We start from the raw sequence: 20,213 nt of genomic DNA, 5'->3' as shown, positions 1-20,213 counted from the left end.
AGCTGTGTTCAACTCATCCGGCCCATGCCGGATGAGCCATCAGCGCATTCGGCGGACTAAAGCCCGATGAACGGCACGAAGCCGCCCCAGAACATGCGCTTGCCGTCGAAGGGCATGTTGTTCTCCCATTGCTTGAAGCGCGGGTCGGCCATCACCTTGGCATTGACCGCATCGCGCTGCTCGCGCGAGTCGTAGACGATCCAGGAGAACACCACCACCTCGTCGTCCTTGAGCTGCACCGAGCGCGGGAAGGACGTGAGTTCGCCGACGGTCACGTCGTCCGCGACGCATTCCACGGACTGGCGCGCGCCGTACTCCTTCCAGATCCCGGCCGCAAAGCGTGCCATCTCCTTGTAGTCCTCGAGCCGGGCCTTGGGGACCGGAACCACGAAACCATCGACATAGGCCATCTTCAAACTCCCTGGTTCAAGAGTGACGGATCCGGAGCGCTTGCGCTGCGGGTCCACGCAGGACCCTTTCATATCAACGCCCTCCGGCCAGTGTCAAGCGCGTCCACTCGCGCGGGCACCCGGTCGGGGGGATGCAACTCATCCGGCTGCGCCATTGCCCGCGCCCGGGGCTCTTCCTATGATCAGTGGTCATGGACCGTCTGCTGGACCGGCTCCAGGCCCGCGCGGCGCAATGCTTCGTCGGGCGCCAGCGCGAGCTCGCGCTGATCGAATCCGCGCTGGCCGATGACCCGCCGCGCGTGTCGGTGTTCGTCATCCACGGCGCCGGCGGCATCGGCAAGACCAGCCTGCTGGAGCAGGTCCGGCGCCTCGCCAAGGCACGCGGCGTCGCCTCGCTGCGACTGGACGCGCGCGACATCGAACCCACGCCGCACGGCTTCCTGCGCGCCCTCGGCACAGCGCTCGAACTCGACCCCGGCGACTGCACCCTGGGACGCGTGCTCGAACGCTGGGCGCAGGGCGAGCGGCGCCTGCTCGTGCTGGACACCTGCGAACACCTGTCCCACCTCGAAGGCTGGCTACGGCGCACGCTGCTGCCCGAGCTGCCGGACTCCACGCGCGTGGTGCTGGCCAGCCGTGCCCTCGATCCGGACTGGCAGACCGATCCCTTGTGGCACGAAGGCGCGCGCGTGATCGGCCTGGGCAACCTGGAGCCCGCGCACTGCGAGCGGCACCTGGGCGCACGCGGCGTTCCCGAACAGCACCATGCGCAGATCGTGCAACTCAGTCGCGGCCACCCGCTCGCCATGACGCTGCTGTCGGACGTGGTGCTCGCCACCGGGCAGGTGCCGGACGCCCTCGGGCCGGACCTCGTGCGGCAACTCGCCGGGCGCTTCACGGCACAGGCCGAGAGCGACATGCACCGGCGCGCGCTCGAGGTCTGCGCCCACGCCCGGGTCACGACCGAATCCCTGCTGGCGGAAACCGTGGACCGCGCCCATTCCCACGCGCTGTTTGAATGGCTGGCCGGCCTCTCCTTCATCGAGACCTCGGCGGCCGGCCTGTTTCCCCATGACCTGGTGCGCGACGCCATCGACGACGAGTTGTACTGGCGTGACCGGGCGCGACACCGCGAAACCCACGTCGCAGTGCGGCGTTACCTGATTGCGCGCGCCCAGGCGAATGAAGGCCAGGCGGCGGCACACACCTTCGACATCCTTTACCTGCACCGTCGCTCGCCCGTGATGCAGCCCTTTGTCGACTACGGAAGCCTGGGCAGCATGATGTTCGAGCGAGCCGGTGCGGATGACCTGCCCGCCCTGCGGGCGCTCGCGCACAGCGAGTTGCCGGCCGCGCAACTCCTGCCGGTGGAACGCTGGTTCTCGCACCCCGCCGTGCAGACCTGGGCGATCCGGCCGGCGCCCGGTGAACTGGCCGGTGCCACCCTGGTGATCGACCTGGCATTGCTCGGTGACAAGGAGCGCGCCTCGGAGCCGGTGTTCAGTGCGGTGTGGGATGCGTTGGAGCGGGCGGGCACCATGCGCCCGGGGGACTGCCAGTTGCTGGCGCGCTGGAACCTGGCAGCCGGCGGCCAGCGCAAGCGCTCTGCCGCCATGAACGCGCTGCAGATGTCGCAGTTCTACCAGTGGTTGACCAACCCCCGGCTCGGCAGCTTCATCATCTGCGTCGAACACCCCCAGCACTGGGCACCGATGATGACGCACATCGGCTTCGCGGAGCTGGCGGGTTGCCGGCTCGAGTTCGACGGCCTGCCGCTGGGCTGCTATGCGCACGACTGGCGCAGCGAACCGCTGGCGGAATGGCTTGAAGTCATGGCCGACCGGGAGATCGGCGAAGAGGCGGCCGGCCGGGCCGCACCGCCGCGCCTGTCCAGGGCCGAGTTCGAGCAGAGCGTGCGGGATGCACTGCGCGCCTATGCCCAACCTGCCGCGCTGGCCAGCAATCCGCTCCTCGCCACGCCCTTGGTGACACGCTCGGCCGCGCAGCCCGGAGATAGCGTGGCCACCCTGCGCAGCGCCCTGCTGGAGGCCGCCCAGGGCTTGCGAAGCATTCCGCGCAACGAGAAGTTCTGGCGCGCGCTCGAGCTCACCTATTTCCGCCCCGCGGGCTCGCAGGAACTCGCGGCAGAGCGGCTGGGGCTGCCCTTCGGCACCTATCGCTACCAGCTGGCGGTCGGCGTCGAGCGCGTGGTCGAGGTGCTCTGGGGCCAGGCGCAGCACTAGGGCCTGTTAACAGGCGCGAATCCATTTTCGACAGCATGTTCGGCTGTCAATTCGGCTGCCGGCCGCCGGATGCTGGCGGCACTTCCCAGGAGGTGCCCATGAAGCCAGTCCATCCCGCCCCACACAAGGTATGCGTCATCGGCGCCGGCGTGTCCGGCCTGTGCGCCATGAAGGAGCTCGACCGTGCCGGCGTGCCCTTCGACACTTTCGACGAACGCGCCGGCCCGGGCGGCATCTGGCAATACCAGGAAGCGCCGGGGCGCACCTGCGCCTGGGCCTCGCTGCACATGAACAGCCCCCGCGGCACGTACGACTTCAGCGACTACCCGATGCCGAAGCACTACCCCGACTTTCCATCGCGCCAGCAGGTGCTCGACTACCTCGATGCCGCGATCGACCACTACGGCCTGCGTGCCGCGATCCGCTTCCATCGCCGCGTGCTGCGCGTCGAACCGGAGGCCGAAGGCTGGCGCGTCACGCTGGACGGCGGCTCGAGCACCCTCTACCGCGCCGTCGTGGTCGCCAACGGCCACCACAACGAGCCCAACCTGCCGGCCGTGGCGGGCAGCTTCACCGGCCGCATGATGCATTCGGGCGAATACCGCCACCGGGAGCCCTTCGCAGGCCTGCGCGTGCTGGTGGTCGGCTACGGCAACAGCGGTTCGCAGATCGCGGTGGACCTGAGCCACTCGGCCCGGCAGGTGCTGCTGGCGATGCGCAGCGGCACCTGGATCTTCCCGCACTACATCCGCGGCGTGCGCATCGACCGCTGGCTCGATCCGCGCATGGCGGGACTCCTGCCGCACCGGCTCGACGACCTGATCTTCTCCGGCCTGTATCGCCTGCTGGCCGGCCGCCCGGACCGCCACGGCCTGCCCAAGCCCCGGCGCGGGCTCGCGTCCATCTTCCCGACGATTGCCGAGAACCTCGTCAACCGGATCGGCGATGGCCGCATCCGCGTCGTGCGCGAGCCCACGGCTTACGAGGGAAACTCAGTCACCTTCGCCGATGGCGCCCGGGCGGAGGTGGATGCGGTGATCCACGCCACGGGATACCGCATGACCTTCCCCTTCCTGGATCCGCAGCTGCTCCAGGTGGCTGACAACCGCATGCGGCTGTACATGCGCACCTTCCACCCGAGGTTTCCTACGCTGTCGGTCATCGGCGGCTACCAGGCCCAGGCGCAATGGGGCTTCCTGCCGCTGATGGAATGCCAGGCCAAGCTGGTGGCTGCGCACCTGGCCGGCCGCTATGCCTTGCCGCCGGCGGAGGTGATCGAGGCGAGCATGGACGCGGACGAACGCGACACGGCACGCCGCTTCGTCGACACGCCGCGCCACCACTACCAGCTGATGGGGCCGGTGTACCTGCGCAAGTGGGCGCAGGAGTTGAAGCGCGGCGAAACGAGGGCACGCGCGGGTTTGGCGCATCGGCCGGACGCAAACAACGCGCCTCTGCGAACGGCATGAAAACGCAATGCCGCTGGCAGGGATGGACAGGCCGCCCGGTGCGTCATGCACCAGCCTCATGCCCTACAGCAGCTTCACCTGCGACCGAATCCATCGGCTCGCAACAACCGCTACATGGCGTGTGCTCGACGGATAGGCGCCGCCTGAGCAAGGGCTTGTCAATTGGACCTTGGTCCTATGAGTTGCCGCACATAGGGTTCTACGCTCCCGGCGCTACCCGTGGAAAAGGCCCGGGAGACCGGCCCGGCGGGTCCGGGATTTGGAAGAAAAAGGTGCCAACCATGCCCATCCAGAGATTCTTTCGACTTCTCATGGCGGCGTTCCTCGCTTTCGTCTCGGTGACCGCGTTCGCACAAAACGTCCACGTCAAAAGGAATGCGGTTTGCACAGCCAGCGCACTAACAGTCACCTGCACTGGGTCCATCTCAGGCCTTGGGAATGGCGACGTCACAGTCATCGTGGCCTTTCCGAACGCCACAGCGACCACCATTTGCACGAGCCCCGGCGGTAACGATGCACCGGGGCAGAATCCGGCGGTCCCGGTCAACGTATCCGGTAGCGTGACCATATCGCCGACCAAGAACGGAAACCTGACGTGGACCCTGACCACGACCCCCCCGGCCCAGCCGACGTCGGAGCAGGCAGGCTGTGCGAACAACAATTGGACCGCATCGATTAACACCATCAGTTTTGGTGCTGGAACCGCGATCTTCATCCAGAACAACATCCAGGTTCTCGGTCCTCTCCAGCTGTCGGTCTAACTAGCAAAGCCACAGCTCCGTCTGAGTCCGATCCGGACCATCCACTACACCGAGACGCGTCTGCCTCTTCGTACATCACGCGACGGGGCCGGCGCGCCCGGATACTGACCCCGCGTCAACCCTGGAGTTGCTTCTCCAGGCGATCCAGCACCTCATAGCAAGGCAGCACCTGCCGCACGCTGGCATTGGGCTCGCGGCCCTCGCGGATGGCGGCGACGAACTCGCGGTCCTGCAGTTCGATGCCGTTCATCGACACGTCCACTTTCGACACGTCGATCTTCTCGTCCTTGCCGTTGACCAGGTCATCGTAGCGGGCGATGTAGGTCGCGCTGTCGCCGATGTAGCGGAAGAAGGTGCCCAGCGGTCCGTCGTTGTTGAAGGACAGCGACAGCGTGCAGATGGCGCCGTTCTCCGCCTGGAGCTGGATGCTCATGTCCATGGCGATGCCCAGCGCCGGGTGGATCGGGCCCTGGACGGCGTTGGCTTTGACGACCCTGCTGCCGGTCTGGTACTGGAACAGGTCCACCGTGTGCGCGGCGTGGTGCCACAGCAGGTGGTCGGTCCAGCTGCGCGGCTGGCCCAGCGCGTTCATGTTGGTGCGGCGGAAGAAATAGGTCTGCACATCCATCTGCTGGATGTTGAACTCGCCGGCGGCGATCTTCTTGTGCACGTACTGGTGGCTGGGGTTGAAGCGCCGCGTGTGGCCGCACATGGCGACCAGGCCGGTCTTCTGCTGCAGCGCGACCACGGCCTGGCCATCGGACAGCTTGTCGCACAGCGGGATCTCCACCTGCACATGCTTGCCGGCCTTCAGGCAGGCCAACGCCTGCGCGGCGTGCATCTGGGTCGGGGTGCACAGGATCACGGCGTCGACGTCGCTGCGCGCCAGGCTTTCGTCCAGGCCGGTGGCCACGTGGCCGATGCCGTACTTGGCCGCCACTTCCCGGGTCTTGTCCAGCTCGCGGCCGATCACCGAGATGACCTGCACGCCGTCGATCAGCTTGAGCGCGTCGAGGTGCTTCTGGCCGAAGGCGCCCGCGCCTGCGAGGGCAATGTTGAGGGGCTTGCCCATATCAGTTGTTCTCCAGGATCAGGTGGCCGACCGCGGTGTTCGACGCGGGCACGTGATAGAAGCGATGCTTCACGGTGGGCTTGGGCCCGTCAGCCACGTCGGCCATCGCCCCGCGGGCGATCAGCCACATCACCAATTCGATGCCTTCGCTGCCGGCTTCGCGTACGTATTCGATGTGCGGCACGCAGGCCAGGTCCTTCGGGTTCGAGATCAGGCGGTCGAGGAAGCGGTTGTCCCACTCCTTGTTGATCAGGCCGGCGCGCGGGCCCTGCAACTGGTGGCTCATGCCGCCGGTGCCCCAGATCTGCACGTTCAGATTCGCATCGAAGCTTTCCACCGCCTTGCGGATGGCCTGGCCCAGCATGAAGCAGCGCATGCCGCTGGGCACCGGGTACTGCACGACGTTCACGGCGAGGGGAATCACTTTGAAGGGCCACTTCTTCGCGTCGCCGCACATCAGCGACAGCGGCACCGTGAGGCCGTGGTCCACGTCCATCTTGTTGACGATGGTGAGGTCGAAGTCCTGCTGGATCACCGACTGCGCGATGTGCGAGGCCAGTTCGGGATGCCCTTCCACATCGGCCACCGGGCGCGGGCCCCAGCCCTCGTCGGCCACCTTGAACTCCGCGGCGGTGCCGATCGCGAACGTGGGGATCATCTCCAGGCTGAAGGCGGTGGCGTGATCGTTGTAGACCAGGAACACGACGTCAGGCGTGTTCTCCTTCATCCACTGGCGCGAGTACTCGTAGCCGGCAAAGACCTTCTGCCAGTACGGCTCCTGGGTCTTGCCCAGGTCCATGGCCGCGCCGATGGCCGGCACGTGCGAGGTGTAGACCGATGCTGTGATCTTGGCCATTTACTTGTTCCCTTCCCTGCCCCACTTGGGATCGCGGCCGCCGCCGATCATCATGTCGCGGTACTGCTCCTCGCTCATGCCGGTCATCGAGCCGGCCATCTGCTGGAAGCTCTTGCCGTCGGTGGCGCCGATCTTGGCGAGGAAGTAGATGTTGCCGCCCAGCTGGATGCAGCGGTTCAGGTCGCGCGCCAGCACGGCCTGCTTCTGCTCCTCGGTCATGGCCCACTCGTCGAGGTAGGCGCGCTCGTCCTTCTTGAAGCGCTCGCGGTTCTCGGCCTTCATCAGCGACATGCAGAACTGGTTGAGCCAGTAGCCCATGCGGCTCTGGTCGGCGTCGAAGATGGTCGTGCCGGGCACGGTCTTGTAGGGTTTGTCCAGACTCATTTCAGATTCCCGTTCAGCAACTCGGGCCAGTACAGGCGCGTCGGGTTGTCGACCAGCAGTTTGCGCTGCAATTCGGGCGTGGTGGCGATGTGCGGGATGAAGTCCACCAGCAGGCCGTCGTCCGGCATGTGGTCCTTGAGGTTCGGGTGCGGCCAGTCGGTGCCCCACAGCACGCGGTCGGGGAAAGTCTCGACCACCTTGCGGGCGAACGGGACCACGTCGCGGTAGGCCTTGCGCTCGCCGTCCAGCGCGGGCGGCCCGGACACCGACAGGCGCTCGGGGCAGCTCACCTTGCTCCACACGTTCTCGTGCTCGCGCATGAACTTCAGGAACAGTTCGAACTCGGGGCCGTCCACCGGCTTCTTCACGTCGGGCCTGCCCATGTGGTCGACCACCACCGTGGTCGGCAGGCTGGTGAAGAAGTCCCACAGTTCCGGCAGGTCGACCGCCTCGAAGTAGATGACGACGTGCCAGCCCAACGGGGCGATGCGCCCGGCGATCTCCAGCAACTCGTCCTTGGGCGTGAAGTCCACCAGCCGCTTGACGAAGTTGAAGCGCACGCCGCGCACGCCGGCCGCATGCATGGCCTGCAGGTCCTGGTCGCTCACGCTGCGTTTGACGGTGGCCACCCCGCGCGCCCTGCCGTTCGCGTGCTGCAGGGCATCCACCAGCGCGCGGTTGTCCGCACCGTGGCAGGTGGCCTGCACGATGACGTTCTTGTCGAATCCCAGGTGGTTGCGCAGTGCGAAGAGCTGCTCCCAGCTTGCATCGCAGGGCGTGTACTTGCGCTCGGGCGCGTAGGGAAACTGAGCGCCCGGGCCGAACACATGGCAGTGCGCGTCCACGCTGCCCGGCGGCAGCTGGAACTGCGGCTTGCTGGGACCGGCGTACCAGTCCAGCCAGCCGGGGGTTTTTTCGAAGCCGCCGCTCGTCGGTTTGCTCATGGTCAATCGATATACCGCAGGCCCGCCTTCTCCAGCGGCTCACGCATCTTGTACATGTCCAGGCCCAACACGCCGGAGGCCAGCTTGGCGCGCTTCTCGCCCTCGTTGGCTTCGCGCGCGGTGGCCGCTTCCAGCGTCTTCTTCGCCATGGCAGCCGGCACGCAGACCACGCCGTCATCGTCGGCCACGATCACGTCGCCCGGCGTGACCAGCATGCTGGCGCACACCACGGGGATGTTGACCGAGCCGATGGTGGCCTTGATCGTGCCCTTGGAACTGACGGCCTTGCTCCACACCGGAAACTGCATCTCGGTGAGCGTCTTGACATCGCGGCAGCCGCCGTCGATGACCAGCGCGCGCGCGCCGCGCGCCTTGAAGGACGTGGCCAGCAGGTCGCCGAAGTAGCCGTCGGTGCAGGGCGCGGTGATGGCGGCGACGACAATGTCGCCGGGCTGGATCTGCTCGGCCACCACGTGCATCATCCAGTTGTCGCCGGGGTGCAGCAGCACCGTGACGGCCGTCCCCGACACCTGCGCGCCGGCATAGATCGGCCGCATGTAGGTGGCCATCAGGCCGACCCGGCCCATGGCCTCGTGCACGGTGGCCGAGCCGAAGCCGGCCAGCGCGTCGGCGGTTTCGCGGTCGGCCCGCTTGATGTTGCGATAGACAACGCCGAGTTCGTACATTCAAAGCCCCCTAGTTTTGAGCAGCGCGTCGAGACGCGGGAAGACACGGCGCGTGTTGGCCTCGAAGATCTGGTGCTTCTCCTCGGCGCTCAGGATCGTCGACGCATCGATGTAGCGCTTGGTGTCATCGTAGTAGTGGCCGGTGCCCGGGTCGATCCCGCGCACCGCGCCGATCATCTCGCTGGCGAACAGCACGTTTTTCACCGGGATCACCGTGTTCAGCAGGTCGATGCCGGGCTGGTGATAGACGCAGGTGTCGAAGTAGATGTTGTTCAGCACGTGCTCGGTCAGCAGCGGCTTCTTCATCTCCTGCGCCAGGCCGCGGAAGCGCCCCCAGTGATAGGGCACCGCGCCGCCGCCGTGCGGGATGATGAAGCGCAGCGTCGGGAAATCCTTGAACAGGTCGCCCTGAATGCACTGCATGAAGGCCGTGGTGTCCGCGTTCAGGTAGTGCGCGCCGGTGGTGTGGAAGCACGCATTGCAGCTGGTGCTCACGTGGATCATGGCCGGCAGGTCGTATTCGACCATCTTCTCGTAGATGGGATACCACCACTTGTCGGTGAGCGGCGGCTCCTTCCAGTGCCCACCCGAGGGATCGGGGTTCAGGTTGATGCCGACCGCGCCGTATTCCCTGACGCACTTCTCCAGCTCCGGGATGCAGGTCTTCGGATCGACCCCGGGCGACTGCGGCAGCATGGCCACCGGCACGAAGCTGTCGGGGAACAGCTGCGAGACGCGATGGCACAGCTCGTTGCAGATCGCCGCCCAGGTGCTGGAGACGTTGAAGTCGCCGATGTGGTGCGCCATGAAGCTGGCACGCGGCGAGAACAGCGTCAGGTCGTTGCCGCGCTCCTTCATCAGGCGCAGCTGGTTGCTGATGATGGACTCGCGGATCTCGTCGTCGCCGATCTTCAATTCGGAGACCTTGGGGCTGCTGGACGGGTCCTTGATGCCGGCGATCTGGCGGTTGCGCCACTCCTCCAGCGCCTTGGGCGCCGTGGTGTAGTGGCCGTGGCAATCAATGATCAGGCTCATTGCGATTTTCCTAATGGGATGCGGGTTCCATGCCTTGCCGGCGCTTGGCCTCGGCGGCCTGCGGCGAGGCCATGAAGTCGAGCAGCGCGCGCACGGCCTGCGGCTGCTGCGAGGCGGCGCAGACGGCGGCCGAGAAGATGGTGACGATCTGCACCGCTTCGGGCATGGGCCCGAGGATGGCGATGCCGTCCAGGTGGATCAGTTCGCTGCGCTGCTGGAAGCCCAGGGCCACCTGGCCTTGCGCAACCAGGCTGCCCACCGGCACGCCGGGCGTGGCCTGCACCAGGCGGTCTTTCAGCTGCGCCGCGATGCCCCAGCGCTCGAACAGCTGCATGAGCGCGGTGCCGCTGGGGCCGGTCGAGTATCCGATGCTGGCGGCTGCCAGCACCGCCTGGCGCAGGGCCTCCTCCGAGCCGATGTCCGGACGCGCCGCGCCGGCCCCGACGGCCACTGCCACGTCGGAGCGAACGATGTCCACCCGCGGCGCCAGCGCCTTTCCGGCCGCGGCGAGCTTGTCGATGGCATCCGAGGCCAGCACGACCAGGTCGAAGGCCTCATCCGCCTGCACGCGCCGGGCGGCGTCCACGCCACCCACGGATTCGATCTGCACCGCCACGCCGGCCTGCATTTCGTAGGCGCCCGCCAGCTCGGCCAGCAGCTGGCGCGTTGCCATGGACGATATTCCGCGGATCACGGTGCTCATTGGATGACCTCCGCCCTGCGGGCTGCGGTGTGATGAGCCTTCGGAGCGGCCGTGCGTCTCATGCCGGCAATTGTGGAGGCCCAGCCCGCGCCCATGAAGCCCGGCACGCCTCTAGCAGCTATATCAGAACAGCATAATCAAGGCTTAGCTATTTGGCGTGGGATGGATCTCAAACAGCTTGAATACTTTGTCCGGGTCGCCGAACTCGGCAGCTTCACGCGCGCCGCGCTCGAGCTCGAAGTCGCGCAGCCCGCGCTGAGCCGGCAGGTGCGGCTGCTCGAAGTCGAACTGCGGCAGACGCTGCTGCTGCGCAATGGCCGGGGGGCGGTGCCCACCGAAGCGGGCAAGGTGCTGCTCGAGCATGGGCGCGGCATCCTGCACCAGGTGCAGCGCGCGCGCGATGACCTCGGCCGCCTGCGCGGCGGGCTGTCGGGCCACGTGTCGCTGGGGCTCCCCAGCAGCGTGGCCCGGGTGCTCGCGGTGCCGCTGATCCGCGCCTTCCGCGAGGCCATGCCCGATGCCCGCCTGTCGATCAGCGAGGCGCTGTCGGCCGGCCTGCAGGAGGGTTTGGCCAGCGGCCGGCTGGACATCGTGGTGCTGTACAACGCCCAGCCCTCGCGCGAACTGGACATCACCCCGCTGCTGGAAGAAGACCTGCTGCTGGTGGGCGCGCGTCCGCCGGGGCTGCATGAGGATCCCCCGCCCGGCCCGGTCGAGCTCAAGCAGGTGGCGGACATGCCGCTGGTCATCCCCAGCCGGCCGAACGCGATCCGCCTGCACATCGAGTCGAAGCTGGCCGAGGTCGGCTGCCGGGCCACGGTGGCGCTGGAGATCGACGGCGTTGCCGCGATCCTGGACCTGGTGCTCGATGGCGCCGGCTGCGCCATCCTGTCGCGCAACGCGCTGCTGAACTCGGCCCGGCCCTCGGCCTATACCGCGCAGCAGATCGGCACGCCGCCGCTGCGCATCGCGCTGTCGCTGGCCACCAGCCTGCAACGTCCGGCCACGCCGGTGCAGAAGGCCACGCTGGAGCTGATCAAGAAGATCGTGCCGACCGTGGTGGCCGGGCACTGAGCGCCGGCGCCTAGCGCGAGCGCCCGGCCAGCAGCCGGTCGGCGTACGCCTGCCAGTCGGCATCCTTGGGCAGGTCCTTGAACAGGCCTTCCTTGGCCCGGTCCGCTACCCACTGCTGCTTGGCCGCGATTGCCGTGGTCATGAGGGGCTCGAAGCCGGCCTCCTTCACCGTGTTGGCGGCCTCGCGCATCTCTTCGGCGCGGCGCTGGCCGTGCTGCACCACCCGGCTGAAGAAATAGGCGCCCTGCCGGCTCCAGTCGATGCTGGGGAAGGTCTCCTGCAGCGTGGGCAGCACCTGGTCTTCGACACCATAGGCGCGCGCCGTGGCGTAGCTCTCGATCACCAGCGCTTCCAGCCCCTTGATCATCACGCTGCGGCACATCTTGATGGCGCTGGCGACGCCGAGCTTGTCGCTCACCGCCTTGGCGTCCATGTCCCATGACTGCAGCACGGAGGCCAGGGCATCGGCGCGCTCGCCACCCAGCAGCATGGGCACCTTGATGCCGTAGGGTGGCACCGAGGTCATCACGCCGGCCTCGACATAGAAGGCGCCCGCGGCTTCGATCGCCGCGGCGGCCTGCTGCTTGGTGCCGGGCGAGGCCGAATTCAGGTCGAGGAACACCGTGCCGGAACGGATGTGCGTGGCCGCCTCCTGCGCGACCGCGAGCGTGTTCGAAGCGGTCACGGCGGAGATGATGAAGCCGCTGGCTTCGCACAGCGCCTGCATCGAGCCGTGCGCAGTGATGCCCTGGCCCGCGGCATGCCCGCACTCGGCTTCCCGGGTCGCCGGTTGGGCGAACTTCAGGTCCCAGGCGCCCATCGCGTACGCACGGGGCTTGAGCCCGGCGCCGAAAATCTTGCCGACCTCACCGTAGCCGACCAGGCCAATGCGTTGCAGGCTCATCATTGTCTCCATGTGGGCCAAGCCCCATCCCCTATTGTTTGGCAATGCCGGCCCGGGCGATCACCTCGCCCCAGCGGCGGGTTTCGTCCGCCAGCAGCGCGGCCAGTTGCCCGGGCGAGCTGGCCCGCGCCTCGACGTCCAGTTCCGCCAGCTTGCCGCGCAGGGCCGGCGTGGACAACACGGCCTGCAGTTCGGTGTTGAGGCGCTGCACCACGGCGGGCGGGGTCTTCGCCGGCGCGGCCAGCGCGTTCCAGGACGAGACCCTGAAGCCCGCCAGCGGTCCGCCGCTTTCGCCCACGGTCGGCACCTGCGGCAAGGCCGCGGGCCGCTTCTCGCCCAGCACGGCCAGCGCGCGCAGCGCGCCCGCGCCGATCTGCGCCTTGACCGGCCCCAGGATCTCTACCGCCGCATGGACCTGCCCGCCGCGCAGCGCGGTGATCACGGCCGGTGTGCCATTGAAGGGCACCACCTGCGCCTCGATGCCGGCCGTGGTCTTGAGCAGTTCGGCCGCGAGGTTCTGGGTGCTGCCGACGTTGACGGTGGCGATGTTCAGCTGGCCGGGCTGGGCCCTGGCGGCCGCCAGCAGGTCCTGCAGGGTGGCGAACTTCGATGCAGCCGGCACGAGGACCGCCAGGTCGAACACGCCGATCAGTGACACCGGCGCGAAGTCCTTCGTCGCGTCGAACGGCAGCCGCTTGAACAGCCCTGCGCTGACCGCGGTGCCGTTGCTCATGAGCAGCAGCGTGTGACCGTCCGGCTCGGCGCGCGCCACCAGCTCGCCCGCCGCCACGCCGCCCGCGCCGGGACGGTTCTCGACGACGACCGGTTGCGACAGGCGCGTGGAGAGGGCCTCGCCCACGGCGCGGGCCGTGAGATCGGCGATACCGCCCGCATTGAAGGGCACCACCACGCGGACCGGCTTGGACGGATAGACGGCCTGGGCCCGGCTCAGGGGGGACAGCGACGACGCCAGTACCAGCGCCGCCTGCCTGCGATTCAGCATCCGCTCATCGTGCCACACCGAGCAGCCGGTCCAGCAGCTCGGGCGCGGCCAGGAGCTCATGCGCGCTGCCGGAATGCACCACCGTCCCGCGGTCGAGCACGACGGCGCGGTGCGAGATGCGCAGGATCGCCTGCGGGTGCTGCTCCACGATGATCGCGGCGAGGCCTTCCTCGCTGGTGATGCGATGGATCGCCTTCAGCAGTTCCGCCACGATGATGGGCGCCAGCCCTTCGAGCGGTTCGTCCAGCAGCAGCAGCTTCGGATTGACCACCAGCGCGCGGCCCACCGCCAGCATCTGCTGCTCGCCGCCCGACAGTTGCGTGCCCAGGTTGTTCTTGCGCTCGGCCAGTCGCGGGAACATCTGGTAGACGCGTTCGGCCGTCCAGGGGCCCGGCCGCGCCACCGCGCTGAGGTTCTCGTGCACGGTGAGCGACTTGAAGATGTTGCGCTCCTGCGGCACCCAGCCGATGCCGGCGCCGGCGCGTTCGTGCGAGGGCAGCTTGTGCAGCGCGATGCCGCCCAGCGAGATGCTGCCGGCATGACGGCGGGTGGCGCCGGCGAGCGTGTTGATCAGGGTCGTCTTGCCGGTGCCGTTGCGCCCGAGCAGCGCCAGGGTCTGTCCCTGGCCGATGGCGAAGGACACGTCGTTCAGGACCACCGCCTCGCCGTAGCCGGCGCTCAGTTTCTCGACCTGCAGCAACTCAGGCATGGATCGCCTCCACCTCGTGGCCCAGGTACACCGCCTTGACGTCGTGGTTGCCGGCGATCTCGTCCGGATCGCCTTCGGTGAGCACGCCGCCGTTGACCAGCACGGTCATCCGGTCGGCGAAGCTGAAGACCAGGTCCATGTCGTGCTCGATCAAAAGAATGGACACATTGGCGGGCAGCGCCGCCACCGTCTCCAGCAGTTCCTCGCGCTCGCCGGCCGGCACGCCGGCCACCGGTTCGTCCAGCAGCAGCACCTGCGGGTCGCAGGCCAGCGCGATCGCGATCTCCAGCAGGCGGCGCTTGCCGTAGGCCAGGACCTCGGTGCGCTGGTTCATCACCTCGGCCAGGTGGAACTGCGTCAGCAGCTGTTCGCAGCGCTCGGCCACCGCCGCGCGGGCGCCCAGCGGCTTCCAGAACGAGGCGCCGAAGCCGCGCTGCTGCGACACCACCAGCGCCAGCGTTTCCAGCGGCGTCATCGACGCGAACAGCTGGTTGATCTGGAAGGTCCGCACCATGCCGCGGCGCACCCGGCGGTGCGGCGCCAGCGCGCTGATGTCCTCGCCCTCCAGGAAGATCCTGCCTTCGGTGGGCGCCAGCACGCCGGTCAGCAGGTTGATCAGCGTGGTCTTGCCGGCGCCGTTGGGCCCGATCAGGGCATGGCGCGCGCCGCGCCGCAGGTTGAGCGTGACGTTGTTGGTGGCCGTGATGCCGCCGAAGCGCTTCACCAGGCCCTGCGCCGAGAGAACGATGTCGTCGGTTTTCACGCCCCACCCCGCTTGAACCAGGTCCAGGGCTTGAACAGGCGGTCGCGCCCCACCAGCACCAGCACCACCAGGAACAGCCCCAGCCAGAAGGTCCAGTACTGTGGCGTGATGGCCGACAGCGCGTCCTGCAGCAGCTTGAACACGACCGCGCCCAGGACGCCGCCATACAGCCAGCCGGTGCCGCCGACCACCAGCATCAGCATCAGGTCGGCGGAACGGTGGAACTCGAAGACGTCGAGCGAGGAGAAGCCCGAGGTCTGGGTGAACAGCGCGCCGGCCGCGCCCGCCATCGCAGCGGCCACCGTGTACACCGTGACCAGGCGCGCATGCACCGGGATGCCGACCGCCATCGCGCGCAGGCGGTTGTCGCGGATCGCCTTGAGCGTGGCGCCGAAGGGCGAGTTCACGATGCGGCGCGCCACGAAGAACAGCACAAGCAGGATGACCAGCGAGTAGTAGGCCGCCGTGCGGCCGTACAGGTCGAACTCGAACTTGCCCAGCAGCGGCGAAAACACCAGGCCCTGGATGCCGTCAGTGCCGCCGGTGAGCCAGTCCAGCTTGTTGGCGAGTTCCAGCAGGATCAGCGCCACGCCCAGCGTCACCATCAGCCGCGTGAGGTCGGTGCCGCGCAGCACGGTGAAGCTGGCCCCCAGCCCCAGCACCGCGGCCGCGGCCATGGACACCACCAGTCCCAGGTGCGGGTCGGGGCTCACGTGCTTGCAGAACAGCGCCGCGGTGTACGCGCCCAGGCCGAAGAAGGCCGCGTGGCCCAGGGACACGATGCCGGAGAAGCCGAGCACCAGGTCCAGCGACACCGCGAACAGCGCCACGATGGCGATCTCGTTGACGATCAGCGCGTGGCTCGGCAGCAGCACCGGCACCGCGAGCGCCAGCAGCCAGACCACCGGCTCCCAGGCCTTGACGCGGCTGGCGTTCAGCAGGGACTTTTGCGCCGCGATCATGCCTTGCCCCCTTGCCGCACGAACAGCCCTTGCGGCCGCCAGATCAGGATCACGATCATCAGGCTGTAGACGATGAAGGCCCCCATCTTGGGGATGTAGTACTTGCCAGCCACGTCGGCGATGCCCAGCAGCAGCGCAGCCAGCAGCGGCCCGGTGATCGAGGAGGTGCCGCCGACGGCGACCACGATCAGGAAATAGATCATGAACTTCAGGGGGAAAGTCGGGTCGAGGCCCAGCACCTCGGCGCCCAACGCGCCGCCCAGGCCGGCCAGCCCGGAGCCGAAGGCGAAGGTGGAAAGGAACACCACATTGACGTTGATGCCCATGCCGGCGGCCACCCGTTGGTCATCCACCGAGGCGCGCAGCCGGCTGCCGAAACGCGTGCTCGACAGCACCCACTGCAAGCCCACCGTGAGCGCCGCGCACACGGCGATGATGAACAGGCGGTAGTGGCCCATGCCCAGGATCCAGTCGCCGCTGCCGATCTCGGTGCGTCCCTTCAGCCACGCCGGCAGCTGCATGATCTGCTGCGTGGAGCCAACGAAGTAGTCGATGGCCGCCACCGCCATGAACACCAGGCCGATGGAAAACAGCACCTGGTCCAGGTGCGGCCTGCGGTAGAGCGGCCGGTACAGGGTGCGCTCCAGCACCGCCCCCAGCAGCGCCGCGCCGCCAAAGGCAATCGGCAGGCACACCAGGAAAGGCACGCCGGCACGCTGCATGAGCAGCACCGTGAGGTAGCCGCCGACCATGGCGAAGGCACCGTGCGCCAGGTTGATGAAGTTCATCAGGCCCATGGTCACCGCCAGTCCGACGGCGAGGATGAACAGCAGCATGCCGTAGGCGATGCCGTCGAAGAGGATGGTGAGCATGGGATTTCTCTAAGCCCTCCCCCTCCGGGGGAGGGTTGGGTGGGGGCGCATCTGAACTGGCGCCCCCATCCCAGCCTTCCCCCGGAGGGGGAAGGAGCCGGATTTACTTGGACTTTCCCGGGTCCTTCACATCCTTGAGCACGTCGAACTCGAGGTTCCACAGCTGCCCGTCCTTCTTCTCCACCTTGCGCAGGTAGATGTTCTGCACGATGTCGCGGGTCTGGGCGTCGATGAACACCGGGCCGCGCGGGCTTTCGAAGATCTGGCCCTTCATGCCGGCCAGCAGCGCGTCGCCGCCGCCCTTGCCGCCGGTCTTCTTCAGCGCTTCATAGATCACGCGCATGCCGTCGTAGCCGCCCACGGCCATGAAGTTCGGGCGCAGGCCCTTGTTGGCCTTCATGAATTCGTCGACGAACTTCTTGTTGGCCGCCGACGGGTGCGCCGTGGAATAGTGGTGCGAAGTCACCACGCCCAGCGCCACCTCGCCCATGTCGTTGAGCTGGTCGTCGTCGGTCACGTCGCCGGTTCCGATCAGGCGGATGCCGGCCTTGTCCATGCCGCGCTCGCCGAACTGCTTCATCACCGCGGCACCCGCGCCCGAGGGCACGAACACGAACAGGGCGTCGGGCTTGAGGTCGCGCACCTTCTGCAGGAACGGCGCGAAGTCCGGATTGCGCAGCGGCACGCGCAGCTTGTCGAGCACCTTGCCCCCGTTGAACAGGAAGCGCTCGCTGAAGTACTTCTCGGCGTCGATGCCCGGACCGTAGTCGGTGACCAGCGTCACCACGGTCTTGATGTTGTTCTTGGGCGCCCAGTCGCCCATGGCGACCGCCGCCTGCGGCAGCGTGAAACTGCTGCGCACGATGTAGGGCGAGGCCTCGGTGATGCTGGAGGTGGCCGCGGCCATCACGACCTGCGGGGTCTTCGACTGGGTGGCGATCGGCGCCACGGCCAGTGCCGAGGGCGTGATGCCGAAGCCGGCCAGCACATCCACCTTGTCATTGACCACCAGTTCCTGGGCGACCCGGCGCGTCACATCCGGCAGGCTGGTGTCGTCCTTGACGATCAGCTGCACCTTGCGGCCCGCCACCGTGTCACCGTTCTGCGCGATCCACAGCCGCACCGCTGCTTCGATCTGGCGGCCGGTGGTGGCCTGCCCGCCAGTCATGGGCAGGATCAATCCGATCTTGAAGGGGGCGGCCTGGGCAAAGGCCACGCCGCTGGCGCACAGGGCCGCCACGGCGGCCGCAGCGCGCAGGAAAGTTCTCTTGGTCATGTGGTCTCCTCGGTGGATGGCAAGGCGCGACAACGAGCATAGCGCCCGTGTTGCCGGAATTCTGGGCGCCCCCATTGCCATAGCAAAGGCTGCACTGCCTCTATCAGTTATGCGGCTTTGCGATAGCAACTGATCTATTTTTGCCGCAGAGTCACGCACCTCACAAGAGGAGTGAAGAGGAGTCGTGGAGTCATGGGAACGCAGTCACTGAAACGCTGGGGTGCTTCGCTCGCGCTCGCCCTTTGCATGGCGCAGGCCGCGCAGGGGCAGGACATCGTGCTGGGGCAGATCGGCCCGTTCACCGTGATCCCGGTGCCCGATGCGCCTGAAACCAACCAGGGCATCAAGGCCTACATCGCACAGGCCAACAAAGCCGGCGGCGTGCGAGGCCGCAAGCTGGCCTTCTTCGAGCTGGACGACCGCTACTCGGCCGAAGGCTTTGCCGAGCAACTGGACAAGGCGATGGATCGCAAGCCCGTGGCCCTGCTCTCGCCCATCGGGTCGGCCGCCCTGGCGCGCGCGCTCGGCGACAAGCTGCTCGACAAGAACGACGTGGTGGTCATGAACGCCATCCCCGGCGCCGAGAGCCTGCGCAACCCGGGCCATCCGCGCCTGTTCCACATCCGCGCCGGCGACAAGCAGCAGATCGAGAAAATCGTCAACCACGCCCGCACCTTGGGCATGACCCGCCTGGGCGTGCTGTACCAGGACTTCGTGATGGGCAGCTCGGGGATACAGGTCGCGCAGCAGGAGGCGAGCCGCACCGGCGGCATCGAGATCAAGGGCGTCAAGTCGGCCACGGAAGCGGCGGCGCTGACGGCCGCGGCGCAGGAGATGGCCAAACTGGGCAGCCAGGGCGTGCTCATCGTGGGCGCGCCCCGTTTCATGGCCGAAGGCGTGGCGGCGCTGCGCAAGGCGGGCGTGTCGCAATCGATCTTCGTGCTTTCCTACGTGCCGCCCGGGCTGGTCGTGAAGCTCGCCGGCATCGAGGGTGCGCGCGGCGTGGGCATCGCCCAGACCTACCCCAACCCCAACGGCGCCACCCTGCCGCTGCACCGGGACTTCCACGCCGCCATGAAGGCCGAGTTCCCGCAGCTGCAGGAGTACAGCAACTTCCACCTCGAGGGCTATCTCTCGGCGCGCACGGTCGTGGAGGCGCTTCGCCGCAGCCGGGACAAGGAGATCTCCCCCGCATCGCTGGAGCGCGCGCTCCATGCGGCCGGCGACATCGATTTCGGCGGCTTCCGCGTCAACTTCGCTTCCGGCATGGTCGGCAGCCGCTTCGTCGACATCGGCGTGATCGGCGCCGACGGCAAGCTGAAATATTGATAGATCACTGCGGGCGGATCAGCCGAACGCCCGGCATTCGCTGGCTGTGGCTGCGCAGCGCCTCACGCAGGTTGCGCTGCGCCAGGCGCGAATGCTCGCGCATGATGGCTTCGGCGCGCGCGCCCTCGCGCCGCTCGATCGCGGCCAGCACCTCGCGGTGCTGGTCCTGCGCGACGATGAGCATGTCGCGCGAATGCGCCGATCCGGCCTGCACCGCCACGAAGGCCGAGGGCGAGGCGAACGGCAGGCTGACCACCCGGTCGAGCTCGCGCGCGATCACGGGACTGCCCGCCATCTCGCGCAGCAGCGTGTGGAAGCGCTGGTTGAGTTCGACGTAGCGCGAGAAGGCCGCGTCGTTCAGGCGCGGCTGCGCGAGCAAGTCGTCGATCCGGGCCAGGCATTGCCTGGCTTCATTCAGGATCTCGCCCGGCACGCCGCGCTCGGCCGCCAGCCGGGCGGCCAGCCCTTCGACCGTGCCGCGCATCTCGATCGCATCGGCGACGTCGCGTTCGGAGAAGACCCGCACCGCGTAGCCGCCGCCGGCCAGCGCCTCGAGCAAGCCCTCCTGCTCCAGCCGCATCAGCGCGGCGCGGATGGGCGTGCGCGACATGCCCAGCTTTTCCACGATGGCCAGTTCGGCGATGCGCGCGCCGGCGGGCAGTTCGCCGGCCAGGATCAGTTCGCGCAATTTCACCTGCGCCTTGACGGCCTGCGAACCCTCCGCATCCAGTGCCACGGTCGAGTTGCGGGCGCTCATG

Annotated in this window: 21 protein-coding genes; 5 read left to right on the top strand and 16 right to left on the bottom strand. The window is 67.8% G+C overall.

What is annotated here, in order from left to right; all coding sequences use genetic code 11:
* Positions 1–56: 56 nt before the first annotated feature.
* Positions 57–410 (bottom strand): DUF1428 domain-containing protein, encoded by a 354-nt coding sequence (locus UC35_RS19650; RefSeq protein ID WP_061502706.1) that lies wholly within the window; start codon positions 408–410, stop codon positions 57–59.
* A 191-nt stretch (positions 411–601) separates the two neighbouring features.
* Here UC35_RS19650 and UC35_RS19645 point away from each other — a divergent pair, with 191 nt between their 5' ends.
* From UC35_RS19645 to UC35_RS24030, 3 genes are all read left to right on the top strand, one after another.
* Positions 602–2,653 carry an AAA family ATPase gene (locus tag UC35_RS19645; RefSeq protein ID WP_061502704.1) on the top strand — a complete coding sequence of 684 codons (2,052 nt, stop codon included), beginning with the start codon at positions 602–604 and terminating at the stop codon, positions 2,651–2,653.
* Positions 2,654–2,751: 98 nt separating this feature from the next.
* Positions 2,752–4,122: a flavin-containing monooxygenase gene (locus UC35_RS19640; protein ID WP_158513945.1), complete on the top strand. Its 1,371-nt coding sequence runs from the start codon at positions 2,752–2,754 to the stop codon at positions 4,120–4,122.
* A gap of 281 nt (positions 4,123–4,403) precedes the next feature.
* On the top strand, positions 4,404–4,883 hold the full coding sequence (locus UC35_RS24030) for a hypothetical protein (protein ID WP_158513944.1): 480 nt from the start codon (positions 4,404–4,406) through the stop codon (positions 4,881–4,883).
* A 115-nt stretch (positions 4,884–4,998) separates the two neighbouring features.
* Here UC35_RS24030 and UC35_RS19630 read toward each other — a convergent pair whose 3' ends face one another.
* The 7 genes from UC35_RS19630 to UC35_RS19600 are packed head-to-tail and all read right to left on the bottom strand — an operon-like array spanning position 4,999 to position 10,563.
* Positions 4,999–5,955 (bottom strand): Gfo/Idh/MocA family oxidoreductase, encoded by a 957-nt coding sequence (locus tag UC35_RS19630; protein ID WP_061502698.1) that lies wholly within the window; start codon positions 5,953–5,955, stop codon positions 4,999–5,001.
* Between the two features lies 1 nt (position 5,956).
* On the bottom strand, positions 5,957–6,811 hold the full coding sequence (locus tag UC35_RS19625) for a class III extradiol dioxygenase subunit beta (protein WP_061502696.1): 855 nt from the start codon (positions 6,809–6,811) through the stop codon (positions 5,957–5,959).
* Positions 6,812–7,195 carry a protocatechuate 4,5-dioxygenase subunit alpha gene (gene ligA / locus UC35_RS19620; RefSeq protein WP_061502694.1) on the bottom strand — a complete coding sequence of 128 codons (384 nt, stop codon included), beginning with the start codon at positions 7,193–7,195 and terminating at the stop codon, positions 6,812–6,814. It abuts the gene before it with no gap.
* Entirely contained in the window at positions 7,192–8,139 is a 948-nt protein-coding gene (locus UC35_RS19615) for an amidohydrolase family protein (RefSeq protein WP_061502692.1), read from the bottom strand. Before UC35_RS19615 ends, ligA begins: the two co-directional genes overlap by 4 nt.
* 2 nt (positions 8,140–8,141) lie before the next feature.
* On the bottom strand, positions 8,142–8,825 hold the full coding sequence (gene ligK / locus UC35_RS19610; RefSeq protein WP_061502690.1) for a 4-carboxy-4-hydroxy-2-oxoadipate aldolase/oxaloacetate decarboxylase: 684 nt from the start codon (positions 8,823–8,825) through the stop codon (positions 8,142–8,144).
* A complete protein-coding gene (locus UC35_RS19605) occupies positions 8,826–9,860 on the bottom strand; it encodes an amidohydrolase family protein (protein WP_082793403.1) in 1,035 nt (344 codons plus the stop codon).
* 10 nt (positions 9,861–9,870) lie between these two features.
* A complete protein-coding gene (locus UC35_RS19600) occupies positions 9,871–10,563 on the bottom strand; it encodes an extracellular solute-binding protein (protein WP_173861267.1) in 693 nt (230 codons plus the stop codon).
* A gap of 162 nt (positions 10,564–10,725) precedes the next feature.
* On the opposite strand from UC35_RS19600, the gene UC35_RS19595 reads away from it, so the two are divergent.
* Complete coding sequence (locus UC35_RS19595) at positions 10,726–11,637, top strand: LysR substrate-binding domain-containing protein (protein ID WP_061502686.1); 912 nt, start codon at positions 10,726–10,728, stop codon at positions 11,635–11,637.
* Positions 11,638–11,647: 10 nt separating this feature from the next.
* On the opposite strand, the gene UC35_RS19590 is transcribed toward UC35_RS19595, so the two are convergent.
* The 7 genes from UC35_RS19590 to UC35_RS19560 form a co-directional block, all read right to left on the bottom strand.
* Positions 11,648–12,541, bottom strand: coding sequence for a DUF1932 domain-containing protein (locus tag UC35_RS19590; protein ID WP_061502684.1), 894 nt, complete (start codon positions 12,539–12,541; stop codon positions 11,648–11,650).
* Between the two features lie 31 nt (positions 12,542–12,572).
* A complete protein-coding gene (locus UC35_RS19585) occupies positions 12,573–13,544 on the bottom strand; it encodes a Bug family tripartite tricarboxylate transporter substrate binding protein (protein WP_061503946.1) in 972 nt (323 codons plus the stop codon).
* Positions 13,545–13,548: 4 nt separating this feature from the next.
* A complete protein-coding gene (locus UC35_RS19580) occupies positions 13,549–14,253 on the bottom strand; it encodes an ABC transporter ATP-binding protein (protein WP_061502682.1) in 705 nt (234 codons plus the stop codon).
* Complete coding sequence (locus UC35_RS19575; protein ID WP_061502680.1) at positions 14,246–15,016, bottom strand: ABC transporter ATP-binding protein; 771 nt, start codon at positions 15,014–15,016, stop codon at positions 14,246–14,248. Before UC35_RS19575 ends, UC35_RS19580 begins: the two co-directional genes overlap by 8 nt.
* Positions 15,013–15,978, bottom strand: coding sequence for a branched-chain amino acid ABC transporter permease (locus UC35_RS19570; protein WP_061502678.1), 966 nt, complete (start codon positions 15,976–15,978; stop codon positions 15,013–15,015). Before UC35_RS19570 ends, UC35_RS19575 begins: the two co-directional genes overlap by 4 nt.
* Positions 15,975–16,850: a branched-chain amino acid ABC transporter permease gene (locus UC35_RS19565; protein ID WP_061502676.1), complete on the bottom strand. Its 876-nt coding sequence runs from the start codon at positions 16,848–16,850 to the stop codon at positions 15,975–15,977. Before UC35_RS19565 ends, UC35_RS19570 begins: the two co-directional genes overlap by 4 nt.
* A 103-nt stretch (positions 16,851–16,953) precedes the next feature.
* A complete protein-coding gene (locus UC35_RS19560; protein WP_061502674.1) occupies positions 16,954–18,126 on the bottom strand; it encodes an ABC transporter substrate-binding protein in 1,173 nt (390 codons plus the stop codon).
* 192 nt (positions 18,127–18,318) lie between these two features.
* Between UC35_RS19560 and UC35_RS19555 the strand changes: the two genes are divergently transcribed.
* Positions 18,319–19,455, top strand: coding sequence for an ABC transporter substrate-binding protein (locus tag UC35_RS19555; RefSeq protein ID WP_061502673.1), 1,137 nt, complete (start codon positions 18,319–18,321; stop codon positions 19,453–19,455).
* Between the two features lie 4 nt (positions 19,456–19,459).
* On the opposite strand, the gene UC35_RS19550 is transcribed toward UC35_RS19555, so the two are convergent.
* A complete protein-coding gene (locus UC35_RS19550; RefSeq protein ID WP_061502671.1) occupies positions 19,460–20,212 on the bottom strand; it encodes a GntR family transcriptional regulator in 753 nt (250 codons plus the stop codon).
* Position 20,213 lies beyond the last annotated feature (1 nt).

The organism is Ramlibacter tataouinensis (assembly GCF_001580455.1).
GTDB lineage: Bacteria > Pseudomonadota > Gammaproteobacteria > Burkholderiales > Burkholderiaceae_C > Ramlibacter > Ramlibacter tataouinensis_B.
Note: the sequence above shows the minus strand (reverse complement) of the source record. Positions and strands in the feature narration are given on the sequence as shown.